The following is a 17,926-nucleotide window of genomic DNA, read 5'->3' on the forward strand; positions in this document are numbered from 1 at the left end:
GAAGTGAGACCATGTCAACGTTTGACCGTTCCTCACCACATCCGTTGTCGTTGATCGGATGCCGCACGTTCGCCAAGCTCGTTCGCACGTACGGAGTCGATCGGGAGTACCGCGGCTTGGCGACGAAACTCGCCGCCACCTGCACGGTCGGTATTCCGTTTCGACGACTCGACGATCTGCGATCCTCTCGAAAGGTCAAGCGGATCGGCTTGCCGAAGTCACCGGTGTTCATCATCGGTCATTGGCGAAGCGGCACGACGCATCTGCACAACCTCATGACCTGCGATCCGCAATTCGCATACGTGAAAGCGTTTCACTGCGTGGCGGCTCAGAGTTTCCTCGGAGCGCGTGGTTTGGTGTATCGCAGTTTGGCGAAACGAATGCCGTCGGAACGCCCGATGGATTCCGTCCGCTTCGGTTTGGAGGAAGCGCAGGAAGAAGAGTTCGCGATGTCGCGGATCAGCGAAATGTCGTTCCTGCATGCGTACTATTTTCCGAAGAAGCTCGAACAGATTTTTCGGAATTGGGTGCTATTTGAGGACATCACCGAGAAACAACACGACCGCTGGAAACGCACCTACGGTTGGTTTCTTCGCCGCGTGATTGCCGACCAGGGACCGAAACCGCTGTGCCTCAAAAGCCCGCCGCACGCCGCTCGCATTCCGACGCTCTTGGAAATGTTTCCGGACGCGAAATTCATTCACATCTACCGCAATCCGTATGTGGTGCAGCAGTCGAACAACAATTTGTGGCGGAAGTTTCTTGACGCGTTTGCACTTCACAATGTGGAGCGGGAAGACATCGAAGACCAAAACTTCGGCGTCTACACCCGCTTGCACGAACGACTCTACAACGACATCGACCGCATTCCCCCAGGGCAATTTGCGGAAGTTCGGTTTGAAGATGTCGAGCAAAACCCGGTCGGTGAAGTCGCCCGACTCTACACGGAACTCGCCCTGCCCGGATTCCAAACCGCGAAACCGCATCTTGAGGAATACGTCGCCGCCCAGAAATCGTATCGCAAGAACAAATACAGTTTCGATGCGGAGACGGTGGAGCGAATCGATCGCGAGTGGCGAACCGTGCTCGACCGCTGGAACTACGAACGCCCCAACGTCACTCACCCGTCGCTGTAACACGAGAGTGTGCCAAGGCGGGTAATTACGATTCGAACAACGCTTCCCACAACGGCGGACCGAGGAGGAACAACCCGACGACCACCGCCGTCACCGAGACCGTTAGCACCGCGGCGGCGGCGACGTCTTTGGCGATTTTCGCGAGCGGGTGAAACTCCGGCGAGACGAGATCGACCACCGCTTCCACCACGGTGTTAATCAACTCCGCTGCCAACACCAAGCCGATGAGCAGCACCAGCACCGCCCACGCAAAGCGAGAGACGTGCAGCCACGTGGCCAATGTCATCACAATGGCAGCGGCACCGAAGTGAATTCGCAAGTTGCGTTGGGTCCGCAACGCATACCACATGCCCTCGGCGGCAAATCGAAAGCTGTGCCAAAGCGAAGGGGCGCGGCTGATGTGTGGCGATTCGTCCGCTGGCGGTTCGGCATCCATGAGTTCCGGTCTCACTCCGTGCGGTAGTTTTCCATTGTCGATCGTCAAAACGGCCCCAAACGTGGCGGCAACGGATCCATTGTGAACACGCTCGCGTCGAAAGCAGCTTGAAGCATCCTGAGTTTTCGATCAGATTCGGTCGGTTCATCCCATAGGTTCACGAACTCGTCGGGATCGGCCCGCAAATCATAGAGTTCCCCTACCGGCTGTCCATGATGCACAACGATTTTCTCGTCTCGCGTCCGCAGCATTGTCGAATATGCGTCAGCGTGAGTCCAGGCATTGTAGTACTCGGAGAACACGAATTCCCGATGCGAATGCGGGTCGGCTTCTCCACGGAGAATTGGCAACAACGACCGCCCTTGAATCCCCAATTCGATCGGTATGCCGGCGGATTCCAGCAGCGTCGGCGCGAGATCGACCAACTCCACGAGGGCATCGCTTCGTAAACCGGCCTGGAACCGTTCCGGCCAAGACATCACCAACGGCACGCGAACCGCTTCGTCGTAAAAATGCGGCCCCTTCAAAAGCAAACCATGATCGCCCAGCATCTCGCCATGATCGGACATGAAGATCACCAGCGTATCGCGTCGTTGCCCAGTTTGTTCGAGAGCCGTCAGAATGCGGCCGAATTCGTGGTCGATGTGTTCGATCATCGCATAATACGCCGCCACGACTTCGCGGGCTTCGTCATCGGTCATGTCCGCCGTCGGATACGAACCCGGCTCGTTATGAGCATGAGCGTGATCGAGTTGTTGAAACTTCGGTTTGCCGTCGAGTTCCCCCGCTTGAAACTTCGGCAGTGGCATGTCTTGGGGATCGTAGCGGTCCAAGTATTCGCCGGGCGGATCGAACGGATGATGCGGCGCGAAACAATTCACGCTGAACATCCATGGTTGATCGGTGGCGGCTTGAGCCTCGATGAACTCAATCGCCATCTCGGCACACCACGTCGTTTGATGCCACTTCGCCGGCACACCTCGTTTGACGAATCGCGTGGACGGACCGTCGTAAAGTTTCTCCCAACTCTGGCCGTGTCGAGATAACCATTGCGTGTAGGCGTTTTCCGGCCAATCGGGTTGCGGATGATGACTCCAGTGAAAGACCGAATAACCATCGTCGATCCGCTGTTCGACTTGCCCGTTCGCACAGGACCCAAGATGCAACTTCCCCGCCAAACCGCAAACGTAACCGCCGTCCGCGAGCATTCGCGGCACAAGCCGTTCGGTCGGTGGAATGCCCTGCCCGTTCTGGCGACAACGCGTCGTGCGGGGATACCGCCCGGTCAGCATGGAAGCCCGGCTTGGCGTGCAAACCGGGCTTTGAGCATACGCTTCCGTGAAGCTCACGCCTTCGGAGACCAAACGATCCACGTTCGGCGTGCGAATTAACGAATTCCCGAGTGCCGCAATTGTGTCGGCCCGTTGTTGGTCGGTGCAGAACCAAAGAATATTCGGACGAGACATAACGGCATCCATGTCGATCGAGCGTCGGGGGGGCTATTTTTCAGTCTTTGGAATCAGCAATTCCGGTTTCTTCAGATGGAGATAGTGTCCGTGATCGGCGGTGACGATGAGAACCGACTCGTCCCAACTGCTGTTCTTCTCGACCCACTCGGTGATCGTCCGGACGGCGTCGTCACCACTGAAGACAGCACCGATGGAGTTGTCCAAGTTATTGTCGTGATTGGCCCAGTCGACATCGCCGGCTTCGACCAGCATCCAGAACGGTTTGTCGTCAGCCGAAATCACGGCCAGGGCGGTTTCGGTCATCTCAGACAGAGTTGGTTGGCTGCGAACTTCATCAGCGGAGTACTTTTCTTGTTTCTTCGTGGTCCCCGGTGACGGATTGAATTTGCCATCGGCAGTTTGGAATGGTAGATGGGCATAACCGGTCCCGAAGAATCCGAACAAACGATGACCGTCCGTGATGGCCTTTTGAGCCGCTTCGGCGAGAACCTCTTTACCCGTCTTGTCTTTTTGCGGCGATGCGACAACGTACTTGCCACCATTCTCGACATTGACGGCTTTCCAATCCGCATCGGTGAGGTACCGATTTCCCGGTACGAAGTTTTTGCCCTGTGCGCGGTCGGTTGAAGTCTTCACCCCGTACCCCGCACCGATGAGCACATCCACACCAGAAAGCGGTTGATCCGGGTGGGCAATCGAAGGCAACCCGAGTAAGTCACGGCTGAGATCCTGGTAGTCGTTGCGAGTGACATTATGAGAATACGCCGACGCGGGAGTGGCATGACTGATCGGCACGCTCGTCACCACGCCGATTCGGTAGTCTTCTTGCTGAGCGGCATGAGCAATCGACGTGATTTGAAACCCCGTACGATCCACCCCGATCGAACCATTGTAGGTTTTGCTTCCCGTGGTCATCGCGGTCGCGGTCGCTGCGGAATCTGGGACGGCGTGCTTTCCGGGGGCTTTCTTCGACGACTTGCCAATGAGGTAAGGCAAATCGTCCGGTTGCGACCACGGGTTCGATCCCCCGCGTTTCGCATCGTATCCGCCGAACGTGCCCGCCAACCCGTCGGCGGTTTGCTGATCGACATCAATCTGAGCCCGTTGGGCAACGGGAGTCGTGACCATCGCACCAAACTGAGTCGTGCCGCCTGCGGTGGCGTCTTGAAAATGCAGTCCACTGCCCCGACCGGAGGTGTATCCGACTTTGCCAGTCTTGTAGATCGCAGCCGCCTGCGTGGTTTGCCAATCCATGCCATCGAAGACTACTAAGAAGATGTGCTTCTTCCCGGCCTTGAGAGCAGCCGTTTGGATGTCCCCAATGTTCGATTGATCGAGGTATTCCGCGGCATCGTTAAGCGTATCGGTCGGCGTGTGACCGTAAATCCGGCTGAGTTTCGCCTCGTCTCGGTAGGGGCTGTTTTTGCCGGTGTAGCTGGTTAGGTCGATCCCCTCACCAGCTCCACGAGTGCCGAAGGTGTAAACCGGAATCAGTCGATTCGAGTGCGAATACCAATTCGAATAAATCGAGTCATCGGTGCCCCAAAATGCAGCCGGACTGAATTTTTCCTTCACGGCTTCGGTTTGCAGCTGGTTCAGATGGTCCGCGTCGTCGGCCATGACGAGCGGGGCCCATCCGAAAACGACAGCCGGGATCAACAATTGCAACCAATAGCCAGAGCGTGTCGAGTTATCGGATGGGGTTCGCAAAGATTGCGCAGTCGGCACAGGAGTTTCCTCTAAACGGATCACAAAGACGGACACGAAGACGATTCCACACAGGTCGTTCCTGTTGTGGCAATATCCAACCCGAAGTTACAGGCTAATGGATTGTCGACGAGCACGCCAACGAGTCCGGATCGGAAACCCGCGACGGAACCAGTACCAACCGACAGCGTTACTACTTGGTGACAGCTTCTGTGATCATCTGTCGCTGTTGATAAAGCTGTTGCAGTTGAGCCAAGGAGTACATCCGAATGACCTTGTCTTTGTAGGTCAACCGGCCTTCCTGGTCTTTCCCAAGATGTTGCTTCACTTCGTTGGTGGCCTGTCCGGCGTAGAGAGCGGCGAAGGTTTCCGGATCGACAGCCCGGTTCGATTCCAAATCGCCAACCGCATCCACACCACCAACCGTGGTTGCAAACGCATTGATACCGTTGATAGCCGGGTTGTAACGACCTTCGTCCTTGAGCGCTTGTTGAGCACCACTGAGATTATCGAGGGCTTGCTTTACCTTGTCGATCGTATCGCGTTGCAGCCCCAACGGAATTTTTGAATCGTTGGCGGCTTGCTGGGCGTTGGCCATCGGTGTGGAGAAACTTCCACTTGCGCCCAAGAGATACCCAAACCCCAGGAGCCCGACTCCACACACCATTCGCACGATATTTTGATTCATGAGAGTTCCCTCGCGAAATTTCAATGGAAATCGACGCCACAACGTCTAACAAGTGATGCACTCTTATCACTATCGCTTTACGTTGGCGAATTCGACCGCTCACGGCAAGGGAAAGACGGAGTTTCCCACGGGAATCCGCTAGGTTCCGGCAAGCAATCGATTCAGATAGTCCTGTAGGGCGTTGAAATCGGTTTCAACACGATCGTCCAGACGTTCTCGACTGCTCACTTCCAAGCTGGCAGCCAGGTCCGTTAATTCCGGAAACCCGTAGCCGGCTCCTGAGCCTTTAATCTTGTGAGACACTTCCCGCACTTGGTCTAAATCACCGGCCATGAACGCGTCGTTCAGGTGGGTTTGCTGCTCCGCCATGCTCTCCATGAACATGGTCAGTAGCTCTTGAAATTCCGGATCGTCGGCAAATTCCGAATAAATGCTGACATCAGTCATGACAACCTCGACCTCCAAATTCCAAGGGCAAATTCGCTTCGACTATGATCGATCTTAACAAGCGGTCGTATGTCTCCATCGGGAATTGCTTCGAGAGACGAATTTTCTCCACTCTCAATCAATCTCTTAGCTCAGAATTAAAGAGAAGTCTGTAGACCATACAGTTAACCCACTTAACGATGGAACAAATTCAACCGCAACGAATCGATCATCCGATCTGAAACGAATCGCGACCAAGAAAATCGAGGATCACACGTGTATCGGGCACGTGTCGATCCTCGTTTGGCCTGGCAGTGAAATTTGTCTTTCGGGTCGTTGATTAGGCGGCTTTTCGTTCCGGACGCTCCTCGTGCGTATCGACACGATTCGGAAATCGCAAGATGTGGGGTTCGGCGGGTTCGGGTGTGTCGTTCTTGCGAAACATTTGGCCGACGTAGTAACTGAGCGACATCAACGTTCCGCACGTCAACAGTGCAACCACGCAACCGACCAGGGCTTTCTGATCATCCGTAAGGGTTTGAAATAATTCCATCCGCATTCTCCGTAAGATCGTTCGATCCCGAAAACCGTTCAGGACCGTGCAACACGATGCCAAACATCGGCCGCATTGGGGACTCCCTTTCGTTATCGGAGGATGACCGACCAAGACTCGACCAGGGCCAACGAGGAACCACAAACGGTCCGGAAAACCGTCCGTTTATGTCGATTCGATTCGCACTCGGTTGACCTGGCGGCATACTCGATGCATTTTCGACGAATATCCCCATTTTTCCGTCATTGATTGAGTTTCGACGAAAGAAACCATCCATATGCCTCGCCGTGTCGCGTTGCTTTTTGAATACGGTTCGATCCATGGCGGAGAGAATTCGATCTTGGCCACCATTGCTCCCCTCCAACGGGACGGATGGGAATTCATCGCGATTGCTCCACCGACTGGTCGGCTCACGGATGCTTTGCGGGAGCAGGATTTGGAATGCCTACCATTTGAATTGCGGCGCGAGGACGGTCAGCGATTATCCCGTGAACAGGCATTGAGCACGTTGGCCGATTTGGTGAAATCCAGCGGTGCGACGCACCTTCACGCCAACAGTTTGTCAATGGGCCGTCTCACCGGAGCCCTGGCCGAACAAATCGACATCCCCACGACCGCCCATCTGCGGGACATCATGAAACTCAGCCGAGCAACCATCACCGACCTCAACCAAAACCGTCGATTGCTAGCCGTTTCCGAAGCCACACGAACGTTTCACATCGAACAAGGCTTGAACGCCGAACGCACCGTCGTCGTGCACAACGGAATCACCGTCGATCAGTCTTGCCGTGATACCAGTCAGATGCCGCTTGATCTACGACATGAACTCGGTGTGCCCGCGGATGCGAAACTTCTGCTCACGATTGGGCAGATCGGCCTGCGAAAGGGACTCGATGTCTGGAGTGAAGCGGCGATCTCAGTTGGTTCCCAGGATTCCTCGACTCACTTCGTGCTGGTCGGCGAACGCTTCTCGACGAAACCCGAAACCGTGAAATTTGACGAAGCAATTTCCGATCGATTTGCCGAAGCGGGAATGTCGGATCGGTTGCACCGGCTGGGTTATCGGAATGATGTGCCGCGATTGATGGCCGAGGCGGACTTACTTGTGCATGCGGCGAAACAGGAACCGTTCGGCCGCGTGTTGCTCGAAGCCGCCGCGTGTGGGTTGCCGATTGTCGCCACCGACGTTGGCGGTACAACGGAAATGCTCACGCATCGTCAGACCGCTTGGCTCGTACCGGCGGGCGATTCCCACGCACTCACCGACGGAATTCGATTTGTCCTGCAAGATCCCGATCGCATGGCCAGAGCAGAACGGGCACGGCAGGACATCCGTAATCGCTTTTCCATCGAACAAGCCGCCAACGGGTTCGCCGTCGCGATTGAGTTCTAAAAACCGGTGTGCCACGGTGATCACGCAGCTCGGCGGTGTTCGATCGTCTCTTCTTGCGGCAGTCGCGCGAGGATGGCATCGGCCGTCATTCGAGATGCACCGGTTTGCATCACGCTGTCTCGGAGGGCAATCAACTCCTCACGAGACCGCTGAAGTTCCTCGGGGTTGGAAAGCCAGGTATCGAGTTGAGCGGTCATCGCGGTGATGTCCTGCTCGATAAGGTCGGAGACGATCCATTCCGGCATCACTTCACGGTCGGCAACCAGATTCGGCAACGAGATGTAATCGACTTTCATCATCAATCGCTGCACAATCCGGCCAAAACGGAAGACCTTATAGACCACCGCAACCGGTTTCGCTCGGGCGAGCATCTCCAGACTGACCGAGCCCGACACCATATAGCAAAAGTCCGCCGCTTCGATGATCTCCGGTGTTTTGCCCGTGAAGAACGTGAGCGGCAGGTTTTCGTCTTCAGGTGCCATCAACTCTTTGCAGTGTGCGACGAACTCATCATTGAACCCGGCGACGAGAAACCGCACATCCGGATGTTTGGCCGCGATGTTTCGCAGGACCGGCAACATGATCGGCCAGTTCTTTTCGACTTCATGCCGCCGCGAACCGGGCAACACACCGACCGTCCGTGGGTGAGTCGCCGATTCCGAGGTTTTCCACTCGGCAACGAATTCCTCGTCGAGCTGTTTCTCCGCAACTTCGTCATAGAACGGATGGCCGACGTATTCGGAGTTCACGCCCTGCTTAGAATACCAATCGTGCTCGAACGGCAAGCCACAAAGGACGTAATCAATCCACTTGTGAACCCGTTTGATCCGCCACGATGCCCAAGCCCACAACTGCGGGGGCAAATAGAAGAAGACCGGAATGCCGGCGGCTTTTGCACGCTTCGCGACACGCCAGTTGAAACCAGGAAAGTTCACCAATACGACCGCGTCCGGTTTTTCCTCGGCGAAGAACTTCTCCGCTAACCCTAGCACACGAAAGAACTTCCGAAGCATCGGCACGACACGCACGAAACCCATCACCGCCAGATCGGTCAGCCGAAAGATGGATCGCAGCCCGACTTTCTCCATCTCGGGACCACCGAAACCACAACATTCGATGTTCGGATCACGCCGCCGAAGCTCTTCAATCAAATGAGCCGCATGCTGGTCACCGCTGGGTTCACCGGCGGAGAAGAAGATTTTCACGGTCGCGACTCCCTTCGCGAAGCATCATTGGGCCAGTCCATTTCGCGGAAAGTACCAGCGATTCGGGCGATGCGTCAAGAGGAGCGACCAGACACAACCGCCGACCGGAAGGCAAACTCCACCGCAATCCCGGTCATCACGTCATGATGTTCAAATTTTCAAAAATCTCAAACAGATTGAAGATCCAACCGAGCCGGTTCCCCGTTGAGAACCATAGAGGCGTCTCAAGGAGGACACCAATGAACAAATTTTCCCGAGAGACCCAAATTCCACTTGCCTTTATGTTCACGCGTACACTACAATGATGCACGTGAGAAAGGTGAGCCAGGACGAGCCGGACAATGACAGGGAGGTCACCCTTTCTCACATTTGTCTTGCTCCATTTCTCACATTTGTCTTGCTCCAATCGAGTCAATTTTGATTCACCACACATGGAAAGGTTGATCATGGTTCGTGAAGTCCGAGTGTCTTGGGACAGTGACGAAGAATTGTCGGGGTTGAGTTTCCGTTGGGGCTACCGGGTGGCGGAAATCGAAGACGATTGGGACGACGACGGCCCGATCACGCTCCCGATGCGACAGACGACAATGGGGAACACCGAGGATTCGGCGAAGTCTCCCAAACCGCGTGTCAGTCGGCGACGGGCGAAGAAGTCCGGACGATCGACGCAATCCGATGATGAATCGTCTGAGCATTTACCGAAGCGGAACCTGGCCGATGCGAACTGGTTGGAATGGGCGGCGACCCAACCACTCAAGCGTCCGAAACATCCGGGACGCGTGCCGAACCAAGAGACCGGTTTGGAACGTTAGACCGTCTGACGGTCTTCTGTGGCCCTGATTAAAAGCCTACTGATCTCGAGCTTCCGATGATTTTCCCGCCTCTATGCCCGAGTTGATGCACCACCAGGATTGCCGCTATGTCAACGCGTGAAATTCGCAAGCAGGTTTCGATTTTTATGCCGCTCTCGGATTGGAAAGCGATCCGGTTCGAAGCGGCTCGGCAACGAATTCCCATGTCGGAACTTTGCCGACGTTGGATGAACCCCGATATGGAACGTCTGCGTCGAGCGAATCATGAATCGAAATCAACCGCCGACGTTTAACGCCGGAAAAACACCTCCTGATTGACCACTGAATAATATCCACCATCCGTGGGGAATGATTTCCCGCGGGTCCTTGTTGAACCTCGTCGAGACCTTCACATGATTGGTTTACCCGAAGCTCGGGAACGATACCCGAGCGACATCGACAATTTCGATTGGAACCGGATCGCGGAGCTGATCCCTCCCGAAAAACAACGCGGACGCCATCGCGAAACGAATGTGCGTGAGATTGTGAATGCAATCGTTTACCGAGCGAACGCGGGCTGTGTGTGGCGGATGTTGCCCCACGATTTCCCGCCCTGGGCCACCGTTTACACCTATTTTCGGAAATGGCGTGAAGACGGCACGTTGGAGGCCATCGGGAAGATTCTCAAGAAAGATCTCGGCGACCCGGAACCGCAATCTACGGAAACCACACAAGTCGCTTGAGCGCTCCCAAACATGATTCGAGAAGATGACGGTGCCGGAAATTGCATCAAGCTGAGAACCAACCTGGTGACATGCCCACGGCGTTGCGTGGGCATGAATGGATAATCGAAAGTTGCTGGTCCATGCCCACCCCGAGCTGTGGGCATGCCACACAACTTCCTATCACATAAATATTTACGAGACATCGCCGTCACCATATGCAATTTCCTGCACTGGCAATCCGTTGCCAGTGTTTGCCTGACGCAACCGTCATCGTTTTGATATTCCAAACAAACCTCACCGTGAAAGAAATAGCCGACACCACTCTGCAACCAAGACGATAAGCATGAGTACCTGAACGGACTGTCCGTTTCCGGTCACACACTCACGCGGAGTCTTTGATGAAGTCGCAGGGAATTTGGCGGTCGTTGGTTTGCCATTGCGGATTGGTGACGGCCTGTCTTGGTGTGACCCCGGCATTCGCGGATTCCCTGTCCGTCCATGCGCCATCGCCCTCGGTCGAAAACGTTCGCATCAAACCGGAAGTCGAGCCAGAAGTTCCGCCCACCGACTCACCAGTTCTTCCGGTGAAACCATCTCTGGGAACTCAATGTGACCCAGACCTCTTCTTCATCGATACGATTCCCAGTCCACAAAACGTTGAACCGGGCTGCGAACCGGTTGCCCAAGTCCGTGTGGTTCGCTACGAATCGGGCCGATACCGACCGTCGGACTTAAAGGAATGGACCGCGTCCCTGCAACCTGGCGTGCCGGTCTGCATTTTGACGCACGGAGCATTCGTCGATCGTGAATCGGCCGCTCGTGATTCGGTAACGCACTATCGAAGCTTTCTCCGAAGTGCCGGTCATCAACCAATTCATATGATGGCGTTGCACTGGCCGAGCAAAGCCGATTTCACCAAATGTATCTTAACGGAGATGGCTCGACTCGACCGGCAAGCGACCACCAATGGACACTACTTGGCCCAACTGATTTCTTGCATTCCGCCGGAAAACCCGGTGTGCCTCATCGGCCACAGTCACGGTGCCCGAATTTCCTGCCAAGCGTTGTCGTTGATTGCGACCGGACGCGTGGCCGACTCGGTCAATCCGACCGACGGACAACTTCGCCGATTTCGACTAGTGCTCTCCGCAGCGACCGTGCATCAACATTGGCTCAATCCGGGTGAGCGGTATTACCCGGCGTTGTGTCGCGTGGAGTGTTTGCTCTGCGTTCACAATTGGCTCGATCCGATGCTCTGTATCTACCCGTTCACCAACATCGGGCTCAAAAAGGGCATCGGCAAAGCCGGTTTCCGCAGGAGCGATCTCCGCAAAATGGGCTGGCAAGCGGACAAGGTCAATCAAACCTGGGTCACCAGCAGCGTCAAATCGCGACATACCCTCTCGAGTTACTACGCACAAACCGACACACGACAAGCCCTGTCACCGTATTTGACGTTCGATTGAAATGACAAACTCATCGAATGAGGACAACCGGAAGCCGGCCTCATATCGATTTTTAATTACCAGAATGATGAGCAGCAGATCGGTGAAGAGCTCTGTTGATAGATTTTAGCCAGAAAGATTGACCTACAAATGCCTCAGAACACCGTCGAGATGGTCGGCGAATGCTCTTCAGAATATCTGGTCTCAGAGCATTCCGATGGAAGCATCACCATCACGATCGAAGTCCCGAAACGATTTGCCGAATTATGGCTGATCAAGTTGACGGAGCTTAAAGCTACGCACGATGAGATTGCCAAGTACACAGGTGAAACAGGCGACTTTTCCGGCAACTCTGCGAATGAAGAACGATAGCCAGCGTGAAATCGCGACACCCAATTGCGAACAATCACTCAAATCACCCACATTGGGCTTTCCATCTTAGCCAGTGATCGGCGAGGGTGATCGCAACCATGGCTTCGGCCATCGGGATGAAGCGGGGGAGCAAACAGGGATCGCGACACCCAATTGCGAACAATCACTCAAATCACCCACATTGGGCTTTCCATCTTAGCCAGTGATCGGCGAGGGTGATCGCAACCATGGCTTCGGCCATCGGGATGAAGCGGGAGAGCAAACAGGGATCGTGACGGCCTTTGGTGCGGATCGTGGTGGGTTCGGCTTCGGTTGTGACGGTGTCCTGCTCTTGCGGTAGACTGCTTGTTGGTTTGACGGCAGCTCGCAGGACGATCGGTTGTCCGCTGGTGATGCCGCCCAACATACCGCCGTGTCGGTTGGATTGCGTGGTGATTTGGTTTGCGGCTCCCTTCGGAAGAGAACTCTCGTCCGCAGTCGCAGAGTCCGTTGGCGTGAACACGTCGTTGTTTTCGCTGCCCCGCATTGTTGCACAGCCGAATCCGATGCCGTACTCCACGCCCAGCACGGCCGGCAGACTGAACAACGCTTTGGCGAGGTCGGCTTTCATTTTGTCGAAGACCGGTTCGCCGAGACCGGGGGGAATGTTCGTCGCCACGATTTCCGCCACGCCGCCGATGCTGTCGCCCTCTTTGCGGACTTGATCGATCAGTTCAATCATCTGAGCGGCGGCGGATGGGTCGGGACAACGAATGATGTTCGGTTCGCCGTCAGGTTGCTCTTCGACTTGCTTCAACGTAATCGCTGCTGGGTCGGAAATCTCGGCTCGCACTTCGCCAACTTGCACGACATACCCGATCACGAAACCGCCAAACGCCTCCGCCAGCAACTTCTTCGCAACGACACCCGCCGCGACACGCACCGTGGTTTCTCGAGCGCTCGACCGCCCACCACCGCGATAGTCCCGCAAGCCGTATTTGGCGTCGAAGGTGTAGTCGGCGTGACCAGGACGGTATTTGTCCTTGATGTCGCCGTAGTCCCGGCTGCGTTGATCCTGGTTGCGAACCAAAATCGCGATGCTCGTGCCGGTGGTTTTTCCCTCGAACACGCCGGAGAGAATTTCCGGAGCGTCCGGTTCTTTCCGCTGTGTGACGATTTTACTCTGCCCCGGTCGTCGTCGGTTCAGGTCTTCGGTGAAGTCATCCACAACCAACGGAATCCCCGGTGGGACGCCGTCAATAATAACGACATTTCCCGGCCCGTGACTTTCCCCGGCGGTGGTGATGCGAAACGATTGTCCGTATGAGTTGCCTGCCATGTGGGTATTGTATCGACCGCATCCGCAGTGACTAGTCTGCCGTTATGAAAGTCGCATGCGGCGATCGATCCAGAGAATCAAACCGATCATAATGGCACCAGCGACCAGACGAACCACGGTCGTCGGATTCACCATGAAATAACGATGCTGAACCGGATGCGTCGGGTGATGCCCGGAATGATGATGGCCTGAATGATGCTCATGCACATATGGAGGTGCCGTTTCCTCGTAAGGCGGCGGTGCATTGACGATACGAACGGGACGATCGGACAGACCATCTTCGACGGCAATCACGTCTTGTGCCAACATCGAACGTCCGCTGAGCTGCTCGGCCATCACTCGCACGAGCAACTGGTTCAGGGGCTCGACTTCGAAACGGGACGTGGCCGGTGTTTCGTGAGCCTGCCCAACGCCGGAGTGGTCGGTCAGAAAGAGGTACTCTCCGCGTGTCAGACAAGCCATCGCACGAAAGACGAATTCGCACTCATCCTTCGTCCCACTTCCGGCCAGCGGATAGACCGCCACGCCGAGATTGCGGAGTTCCTCGATGGCCTGAAACGCACTGTCTACTTGGTTGCGGTGCGGCGGCGCATCGCCGATGAGGAACACCAACCGGGCGGAATTGTCGGTTCGCCAACTCAATTGCGTGGCCTTCTCCAATCCCAAGTGGACCGCCTCGGGGTAATCTCCGCCACCACGAGCCCGTTGAGCCGACAAATGTCCGCGAAATTCGCTGATGGAATCGGTGAAATCGAAAGTCCGTGTCACGTATTGATCGTAATGGTCACGGTAACAGACCAACGCGAATCGCTGCCCGACATCGGGAAATTGTGTTTGCAGCGTGGACGACACATGGTCGATCTCGGATTTCAGATACTCCAACTCATCATCCATGGTGCCGGTGGTGTCGATAACGAACGCTACATCCAACCGATGCGGTAACCGAGCACGTTTCGACGGCAGACGGAATAACCAAGTCCGATCTTGCAAGGTGATCGCTTGCCGATTGATCTCTGGTCCCGATCGTATTTCGATCGGGAGCGGTTCCTCAAATTGGGAGAATACGGAATTCCGATCCACAAGCAGCGTTGTGCCATCGGCTCGCGTGCGGGTAGTCATCAAGACTTCGTTGGTTTCAGGATGGTGCAGCGTGACCACCGCATTTGAAACGGCGTGGTTTTCGGCATCGACGACATTGATTGTCGCAACGGGTCCTAGCGAGAACTCGGGCAGCAACCGCCCTGCTCCGTTTTGACGTGTCTCGGCGAGATACTCTCGATACGCCTGCAAATTGGCGGAATCGTTGAGGCTTCCCGCCGTCAGCAAATTCGGTTGTGGTTGAGGACGTTGGAGGCGTGGTGGTCGTGGTTGCTGCTGTTGCGGCGGGATTGGCTGTGGCTGCTCGACCACATGGAATTCCGATTCCATAGCCCCCTCGAAAACCTGATCCGCGGCGGGTGTTGTGAATTCTGCGATTTTCTCCGACGAATTCGAGACGTCATCAGTCTTCGCCACGCGCGCGGTCTGAGACTCGGCCTCCTGTAGACGCGGTTGTGAAGTGTGCTTGCGGGGAGCTTCCCGTCCGCAACCGGAAATTACCAACGCGGAGAACACGGAGAAAACGAGGTACCGCATGAGACGCCCCTTCCAGACAGCTGAACTCGGTGAATATAGGACGCGCGGGAAACGTCGAAATTCCCGGAAAACCGCATTCTGGGTTCGAATTCGCCCAAATCGGCGGAGGCCCTGTCGGACTGACATCCGCTGACAGTTCGATCGTGAGAGAATCCCATCCTCTGACAACTTGTCAGTTGCGAACACCACCAGATCCATACCAACAGATTTATCTTGTTTAGTAGAATCGACTTACATTCCCGACCACACCAGCGGCGCGCGACTTGCACACTCGGCGGACGTGTAACCAAAACAGGCGGGAACGCTCCATCGTGGCAGCCTGGATTTGACCGACTCTCGGCAGCGGCTCATTCGAATTGAACTTCCGGATGAACGTCCCGCTCGCCGATCTGGTATTGAATTTTCGTTCCCATCAGAGTTGATCGAGGAGAAAACGTGTCCAAATTATTGACGTTTGACGACGATGCCCGCAAAAGTTTGCTGGCGGGTGTGTCCAAACTGGCGAACGCCGTCAGCAGCACGCTTGGCCCTCGTGGTCGCAATGCCGTTCTGGACAAAGGCTGGGGAGCCCCGAAAGTCACCAAAGACGGCGTGACCGTTGCGGAAGACATCGAACTGGAAGACCCCTTTGAAAACATGGGGGTTCAGTTGGTCAAGGAAGTGGCTTCCAAAACCAACGACGTCGCTGGTGACGGAACCACAACCGCCACCGTGCTTTCCGAAGCCATGTTCCGAGAAGGTCTGCGATACATCGCCGCCGGTGCCGACGCCATGAGCTTGGCTCGTGGTGCTCAGCAAGCTGTCGCCGCCGTGGTTGAGCATCTGAAAACGATCGCTCAAGAGGTGGACGCCAAAGACAAGAAGAAAATCGAAACTGTCGCCACCATCGCCGGGAACAACGATAAAGAAATCGGTTCCATCTTGGCGGACTGCCTGACGAAAGTCGGCAAAGACGGCGTGATCACGGTCGAAGAAGGCCGCAAAGGCACGACCGATTGGGAACTCGTCGAAGGGATGCAGTTCGAACGCGGTTACCTCTCGCCTCACTTCGTGACCAACGAAGACGATCAGGAAGTTGTTCTCGACAACGCTCGCATCCTGATCTTCGAAGAAAAAATCTCGAACGCCAAGAACTTGGTTCCGCTGCTCGAAGAAATCAGCAAAGCCGGTGCTCCGCTGCTGATCATTGCGGAAGACATCGAAGGCGAAGCCCTTGCGACGTTGGTCGTCAACAAGATGCGGGGCATCCTCAACGTCGCCGCCGTCAAAGCTCCCGGTTATGGCGATCGTCGCAAAGCGATGCTCGAAGACATTGCCATCCTCACCGGCGGCAAAGCGATCTTCAAAGACTTGGGCATCAAGCTCGAAAATGTCCAAATCGACGATCTCGGTAAAGCCAAGAAGCTGATCATCACCAGCGAAACGACGACCGTCGTTCAAGGTGCTGGCACCAAAGACGCGATCGAAGGTCGTGCCGAGCAAATTCGCCGAGAAATCGACGAGACCGACAGCGAATACGATCGTGAAAAACTCCAAGAACGGTTGGCGAAACTCGCTGGCGGTGTCGCGGAAATTCGCGTCGGAGCAGCGACCGAAACCGAAATGAAAGAACGCAAAGACCTCTTCGACGATGCCCTCGCCGCCACGCGAGCTGCCATCGAAGAAGGCATCGTTCCTGGTGGTGGAGTCGCTTTGCTGCGATGTGCTCCGGCACTGGAGTCGCTCAAACTCAAAGGCGACGAAGCGTTGGGTGCTCAGTTGGTCAAAAACATCCTCGAAATGCCGATGCGGAAAATTGCTTCCAACGCCGGCTTGGACGGGGCTGTGGTCGCAAACCGCGTCAAGAAGGGCGAAGACGTCAACTACGGTTACGACGCTCTGAATGACAAGTACGGCGACATGATCGCCGCTGGCGTGGTCGATCCAACCAAAGTCGTGCGGACCGCTCTCCAAAACGCAACTAGCGTTGCGTCCTTGTTGCTCACCACCGATTCCATCGTTGTCGAAGAACCGAAAGAGGAAGACGACGATCACCACGACGACCATCACCACGACGGTGGAATGGGAGGCATGGGCGGAATGGGTGGCATGGGCGGAATGGGAATGCCCGGTATGGGCGGCATGGGCGGAATGGGTGGCATGCCCGGCATGATGTAAGCCGCCTGTCGGTCTTTGCTGACGATCAACTTCCAACAACTGACAACAATCAACTCATAAATCGAAGAAAGAATCCACAATGCAACTCAACCCTCTCGATGATCGCGTCGTTGTCGAACCTGCTTCCGCCGAAGAAACCACCGCTGGCGGAATCGTGCTGCCAGGTGCCGCTCAAGAAAAACCACAACGCGGCACCGTGACCGCTGTTGGCCCAGGCCGTCTGCTCGATTCCGGCGATCGCGCCGCCGTCGCTGTGTCGGTCGGTGATGAAGTCCTTTTCGGAAAATACGGCGGCAACGACATCGAAATCGATGGCGTCGAATACAAGATTCTCCGTGAAAGCGACATCCTCGCGAAAATCGAAAAGTAGTCAGTTGTCGGTTGTCGGTTGTCCGTGGTTGGTTGTCCGTCGCTTTGTGATTTCACTTCGTGACGAACACCCACGGCTGACAACGGACCACTGGCAACAC

The 17,926-nt window shown here is 55.6% G+C and carries 18 protein-coding genes; 9 read left to right on the forward strand and 9 right to left on the reverse strand.

The window, feature by feature from the left end; all coding sequences use genetic code 11:
- The first annotated feature begins 11 nt into the window (after positions 1-11).
- Entirely contained in the window at positions 12-1,136 is a 1,125-nt protein-coding gene (locus G6R38_RS21630) for a sulfotransferase family protein (protein ID WP_166830861.1), read from the forward strand.
- A gap of 25 nt (positions 1,137-1,161) precedes the next feature.
- Here the strand turns inward: G6R38_RS21630 and G6R38_RS21635 are convergent, their stop codons facing one another.
- The 6 genes from G6R38_RS21635 to G6R38_RS21660 all read right to left on the reverse strand — a co-directional run bounded on the left by G6R38_RS21635 (position 1,162) and on the right by G6R38_RS21660 (position 6,415).
- Positions 1,162-1,572, reverse strand: coding sequence for a diacylglycerol kinase family protein (locus G6R38_RS21635; RefSeq protein WP_166830862.1), 411 nt, complete (start codon positions 1,570-1,572; stop codon positions 1,162-1,164).
- A 44-nt stretch (positions 1,573-1,616) separates the two neighbouring features.
- A complete protein-coding gene (locus G6R38_RS21640) occupies positions 1,617-3,038 on the reverse strand; it encodes a sulfatase family protein (RefSeq protein WP_206028665.1) in 1,422 nt (473 codons plus the stop codon).
- A gap of 33 nt (positions 3,039-3,071) precedes the next feature.
- Positions 3,072-4,769, reverse strand: coding sequence for an alkaline phosphatase (locus G6R38_RS21645; RefSeq protein WP_206028666.1), 1,698 nt, complete (start codon positions 4,767-4,769; stop codon positions 3,072-3,074).
- A 172-nt stretch (positions 4,770-4,941) separates the two neighbouring features.
- Positions 4,942-5,436, reverse strand: coding sequence for a hypothetical protein (locus G6R38_RS21650; protein WP_166830864.1), 495 nt, complete (start codon positions 5,434-5,436; stop codon positions 4,942-4,944).
- Positions 5,437-5,574: 138 nt separating this feature from the next.
- Complete coding sequence (locus G6R38_RS21655) at positions 5,575-5,883, reverse strand: Hpt domain-containing protein (RefSeq protein WP_166830865.1); 309 nt, start codon at positions 5,881-5,883, stop codon at positions 5,575-5,577.
- Between the two features lie 319 nt (positions 5,884-6,202).
- Positions 6,203-6,415, reverse strand: coding sequence for a hypothetical protein (locus tag G6R38_RS21660; protein ID WP_166830866.1), 213 nt, complete (start codon positions 6,413-6,415; stop codon positions 6,203-6,205).
- A gap of 277 nt (positions 6,416-6,692) precedes the next feature.
- Between G6R38_RS21660 and G6R38_RS21665 the strand changes: the two genes are divergently transcribed.
- On the forward strand, positions 6,693-7,808 hold the full coding sequence (locus tag G6R38_RS21665) for a glycosyltransferase family 4 protein (RefSeq protein WP_166830867.1): 1,116 nt from the start codon (positions 6,693-6,695) through the stop codon (positions 7,806-7,808).
- A gap of 20 nt (positions 7,809-7,828) precedes the next feature.
- Here the strand turns inward: G6R38_RS21665 and lpxB are convergent, their stop codons facing one another.
- The gene (gene lpxB, locus G6R38_RS21670; RefSeq protein WP_166830868.1) at positions 7,829-9,013 is read right to left on the reverse strand and encodes a lipid-A-disaccharide synthase; all 1,185 of its coding nucleotides are present in this window, start codon (positions 9,011-9,013) and stop codon (positions 7,829-7,831) included.
- A gap of 446 nt (positions 9,014-9,459) precedes the next feature.
- Between lpxB and G6R38_RS21675 the strand changes: the two genes are divergently transcribed.
- From G6R38_RS21675 to G6R38_RS21695, 5 genes are all read left to right on the forward strand, one after another.
- Positions 9,460-9,825: a hypothetical protein gene (locus G6R38_RS21675; RefSeq protein ID WP_166830869.1), complete on the forward strand. Its 366-nt coding sequence runs from the start codon at positions 9,460-9,462 to the stop codon at positions 9,823-9,825.
- Between the two features lie 107 nt (positions 9,826-9,932).
- Entirely contained in the window at positions 9,933-10,118 is a 186-nt protein-coding gene (locus G6R38_RS21680; RefSeq protein WP_166830870.1) for a hypothetical protein, read from the forward strand.
- 99 nt (positions 10,119-10,217) lie between these two features.
- Positions 10,218-10,547: a transposase gene (locus G6R38_RS21685; RefSeq protein ID WP_166830871.1), complete on the forward strand. Its 330-nt coding sequence runs from the start codon at positions 10,218-10,220 to the stop codon at positions 10,545-10,547.
- A gap of 380 nt (positions 10,548-10,927) precedes the next feature.
- Entirely contained in the window at positions 10,928-11,995 is a 1,068-nt protein-coding gene (locus G6R38_RS21690; protein WP_166830872.1) for a hypothetical protein, read from the forward strand.
- A gap of 129 nt (positions 11,996-12,124) precedes the next feature.
- A complete protein-coding gene (locus G6R38_RS21695; RefSeq protein ID WP_166830873.1) occupies positions 12,125-12,346 on the forward strand; it encodes a hypothetical protein in 222 nt (73 codons plus the stop codon).
- Between the two features lie 172 nt (positions 12,347-12,518).
- Here G6R38_RS21695 and aroC read toward each other — a convergent pair whose 3' ends face one another.
- Positions 12,519-13,664 carry a chorismate synthase gene (gene aroC, locus G6R38_RS21705; RefSeq protein WP_166830874.1) on the reverse strand — a complete coding sequence of 382 codons (1,146 nt, stop codon included), beginning with the start codon at positions 13,662-13,664 and terminating at the stop codon, positions 12,519-12,521.
- Between the two features lie 42 nt (positions 13,665-13,706).
- Positions 13,707-15,299 carry a vWA domain-containing protein gene (locus G6R38_RS21710; protein ID WP_166830875.1) on the reverse strand — a complete coding sequence of 531 codons (1,593 nt, stop codon included), beginning with the start codon at positions 15,297-15,299 and terminating at the stop codon, positions 13,707-13,709.
- Between the two features lie 435 nt (positions 15,300-15,734).
- Here G6R38_RS21710 and groL point away from each other — a divergent pair, with 435 nt between their 5' ends.
- Together groL and G6R38_RS21720 are read left to right on the forward strand one after the other, a co-directional pair.
- Complete coding sequence (gene groL, locus G6R38_RS21715) at positions 15,735-17,456, forward strand: chaperonin GroEL (RefSeq protein ID WP_166830876.1); 1,722 nt, start codon at positions 15,735-15,737, stop codon at positions 17,454-17,456.
- Positions 17,457-17,535: 79 nt separating this feature from the next.
- Positions 17,536-17,826, forward strand: coding sequence for a co-chaperone GroES (locus G6R38_RS21720; RefSeq protein ID WP_166830877.1), 291 nt, complete (start codon positions 17,536-17,538; stop codon positions 17,824-17,826).
- Positions 17,827-17,926: the final 100 nt, after the last annotated feature.

This window comes from Thalassoroseus pseudoceratinae, assembly GCF_011634775.1.
Lineage (GTDB): Bacteria > Planctomycetota > Planctomycetia > Planctomycetales > Planctomycetaceae > Thalassoroseus > Thalassoroseus pseudoceratinae.

Excerpts from the sequence above, each read along its gene's own strand:
- G6R38_RS21695 (WP_166830873.1), top strand. The coding sequence starts at position 12,125 with ATGCCTCAGAACACCGTCGAGATGGTCGGCGAATGCTCTTCAGAATAT.
- G6R38_RS21690 (WP_166830872.1), top strand. The coding sequence starts at position 10,928 with ATGAAGTCGCAGGGAATTTGGCGGTCGTTGGTTTGCCATTGCGGATTG.
- aroC (WP_166830874.1), bottom strand. The coding sequence starts at position 13,664 with ATGGCAGGCAACTCATACGGACAATCGTTTCGCATCACCACCGCCGGG.
- G6R38_RS21720 (WP_166830877.1), top strand. The coding sequence starts at position 17,536 with ATGCAACTCAACCCTCTCGATGATCGCGTCGTTGTCGAACCTGCTTCC.
- G6R38_RS21680 (WP_166830870.1), top strand. The coding sequence starts at position 9,933 with ATGTCAACGCGTGAAATTCGCAAGCAGGTTTCGATTTTTATGCCGCTC.
- G6R38_RS21635 (WP_166830862.1), bottom strand. The coding sequence starts at position 1,572 with ATGGATGCCGAACCGCCAGCGGACGAATCGCCACACATCAGCCGCGCC.
- G6R38_RS21630 (WP_166830861.1), top strand. The coding sequence starts at position 12 with ATGTCAACGTTTGACCGTTCCTCACCACATCCGTTGTCGTTGATCGGA.
- G6R38_RS21685 (WP_166830871.1), top strand. The coding sequence starts at position 10,218 with ATGATTGGTTTACCCGAAGCTCGGGAACGATACCCGAGCGACATCGAC.
- G6R38_RS21640 (WP_206028665.1), bottom strand. The coding sequence starts at position 3,038 with ATGTCTCGTCCGAATATTCTTTGGTTCTGCACCGACCAACAACGGGCC.
- G6R38_RS21675 (WP_166830869.1), top strand. The coding sequence starts at position 9,460 with ATGGTTCGTGAAGTCCGAGTGTCTTGGGACAGTGACGAAGAATTGTCG.
- G6R38_RS21665 (WP_166830867.1), top strand. The coding sequence starts at position 6,693 with ATGCCTCGCCGTGTCGCGTTGCTTTTTGAATACGGTTCGATCCATGGC.
- G6R38_RS21660 (WP_166830866.1), bottom strand. The coding sequence starts at position 6,415 with ATGGAATTATTTCAAACCCTTACGGATGATCAGAAAGCCCTGGTCGGT.
- G6R38_RS21710 (WP_166830875.1), bottom strand. The coding sequence starts at position 15,299 with ATGCGGTACCTCGTTTTCTCCGTGTTCTCCGCGTTGGTAATTTCCGGT.
- G6R38_RS21655 (WP_166830865.1), bottom strand. The coding sequence starts at position 5,883 with ATGACTGATGTCAGCATTTATTCGGAATTTGCCGACGATCCGGAATTT.
- G6R38_RS21650 (WP_166830864.1), bottom strand. The coding sequence starts at position 5,436 with ATGAATCAAAATATCGTGCGAATGGTGTGTGGAGTCGGGCTCCTGGGG.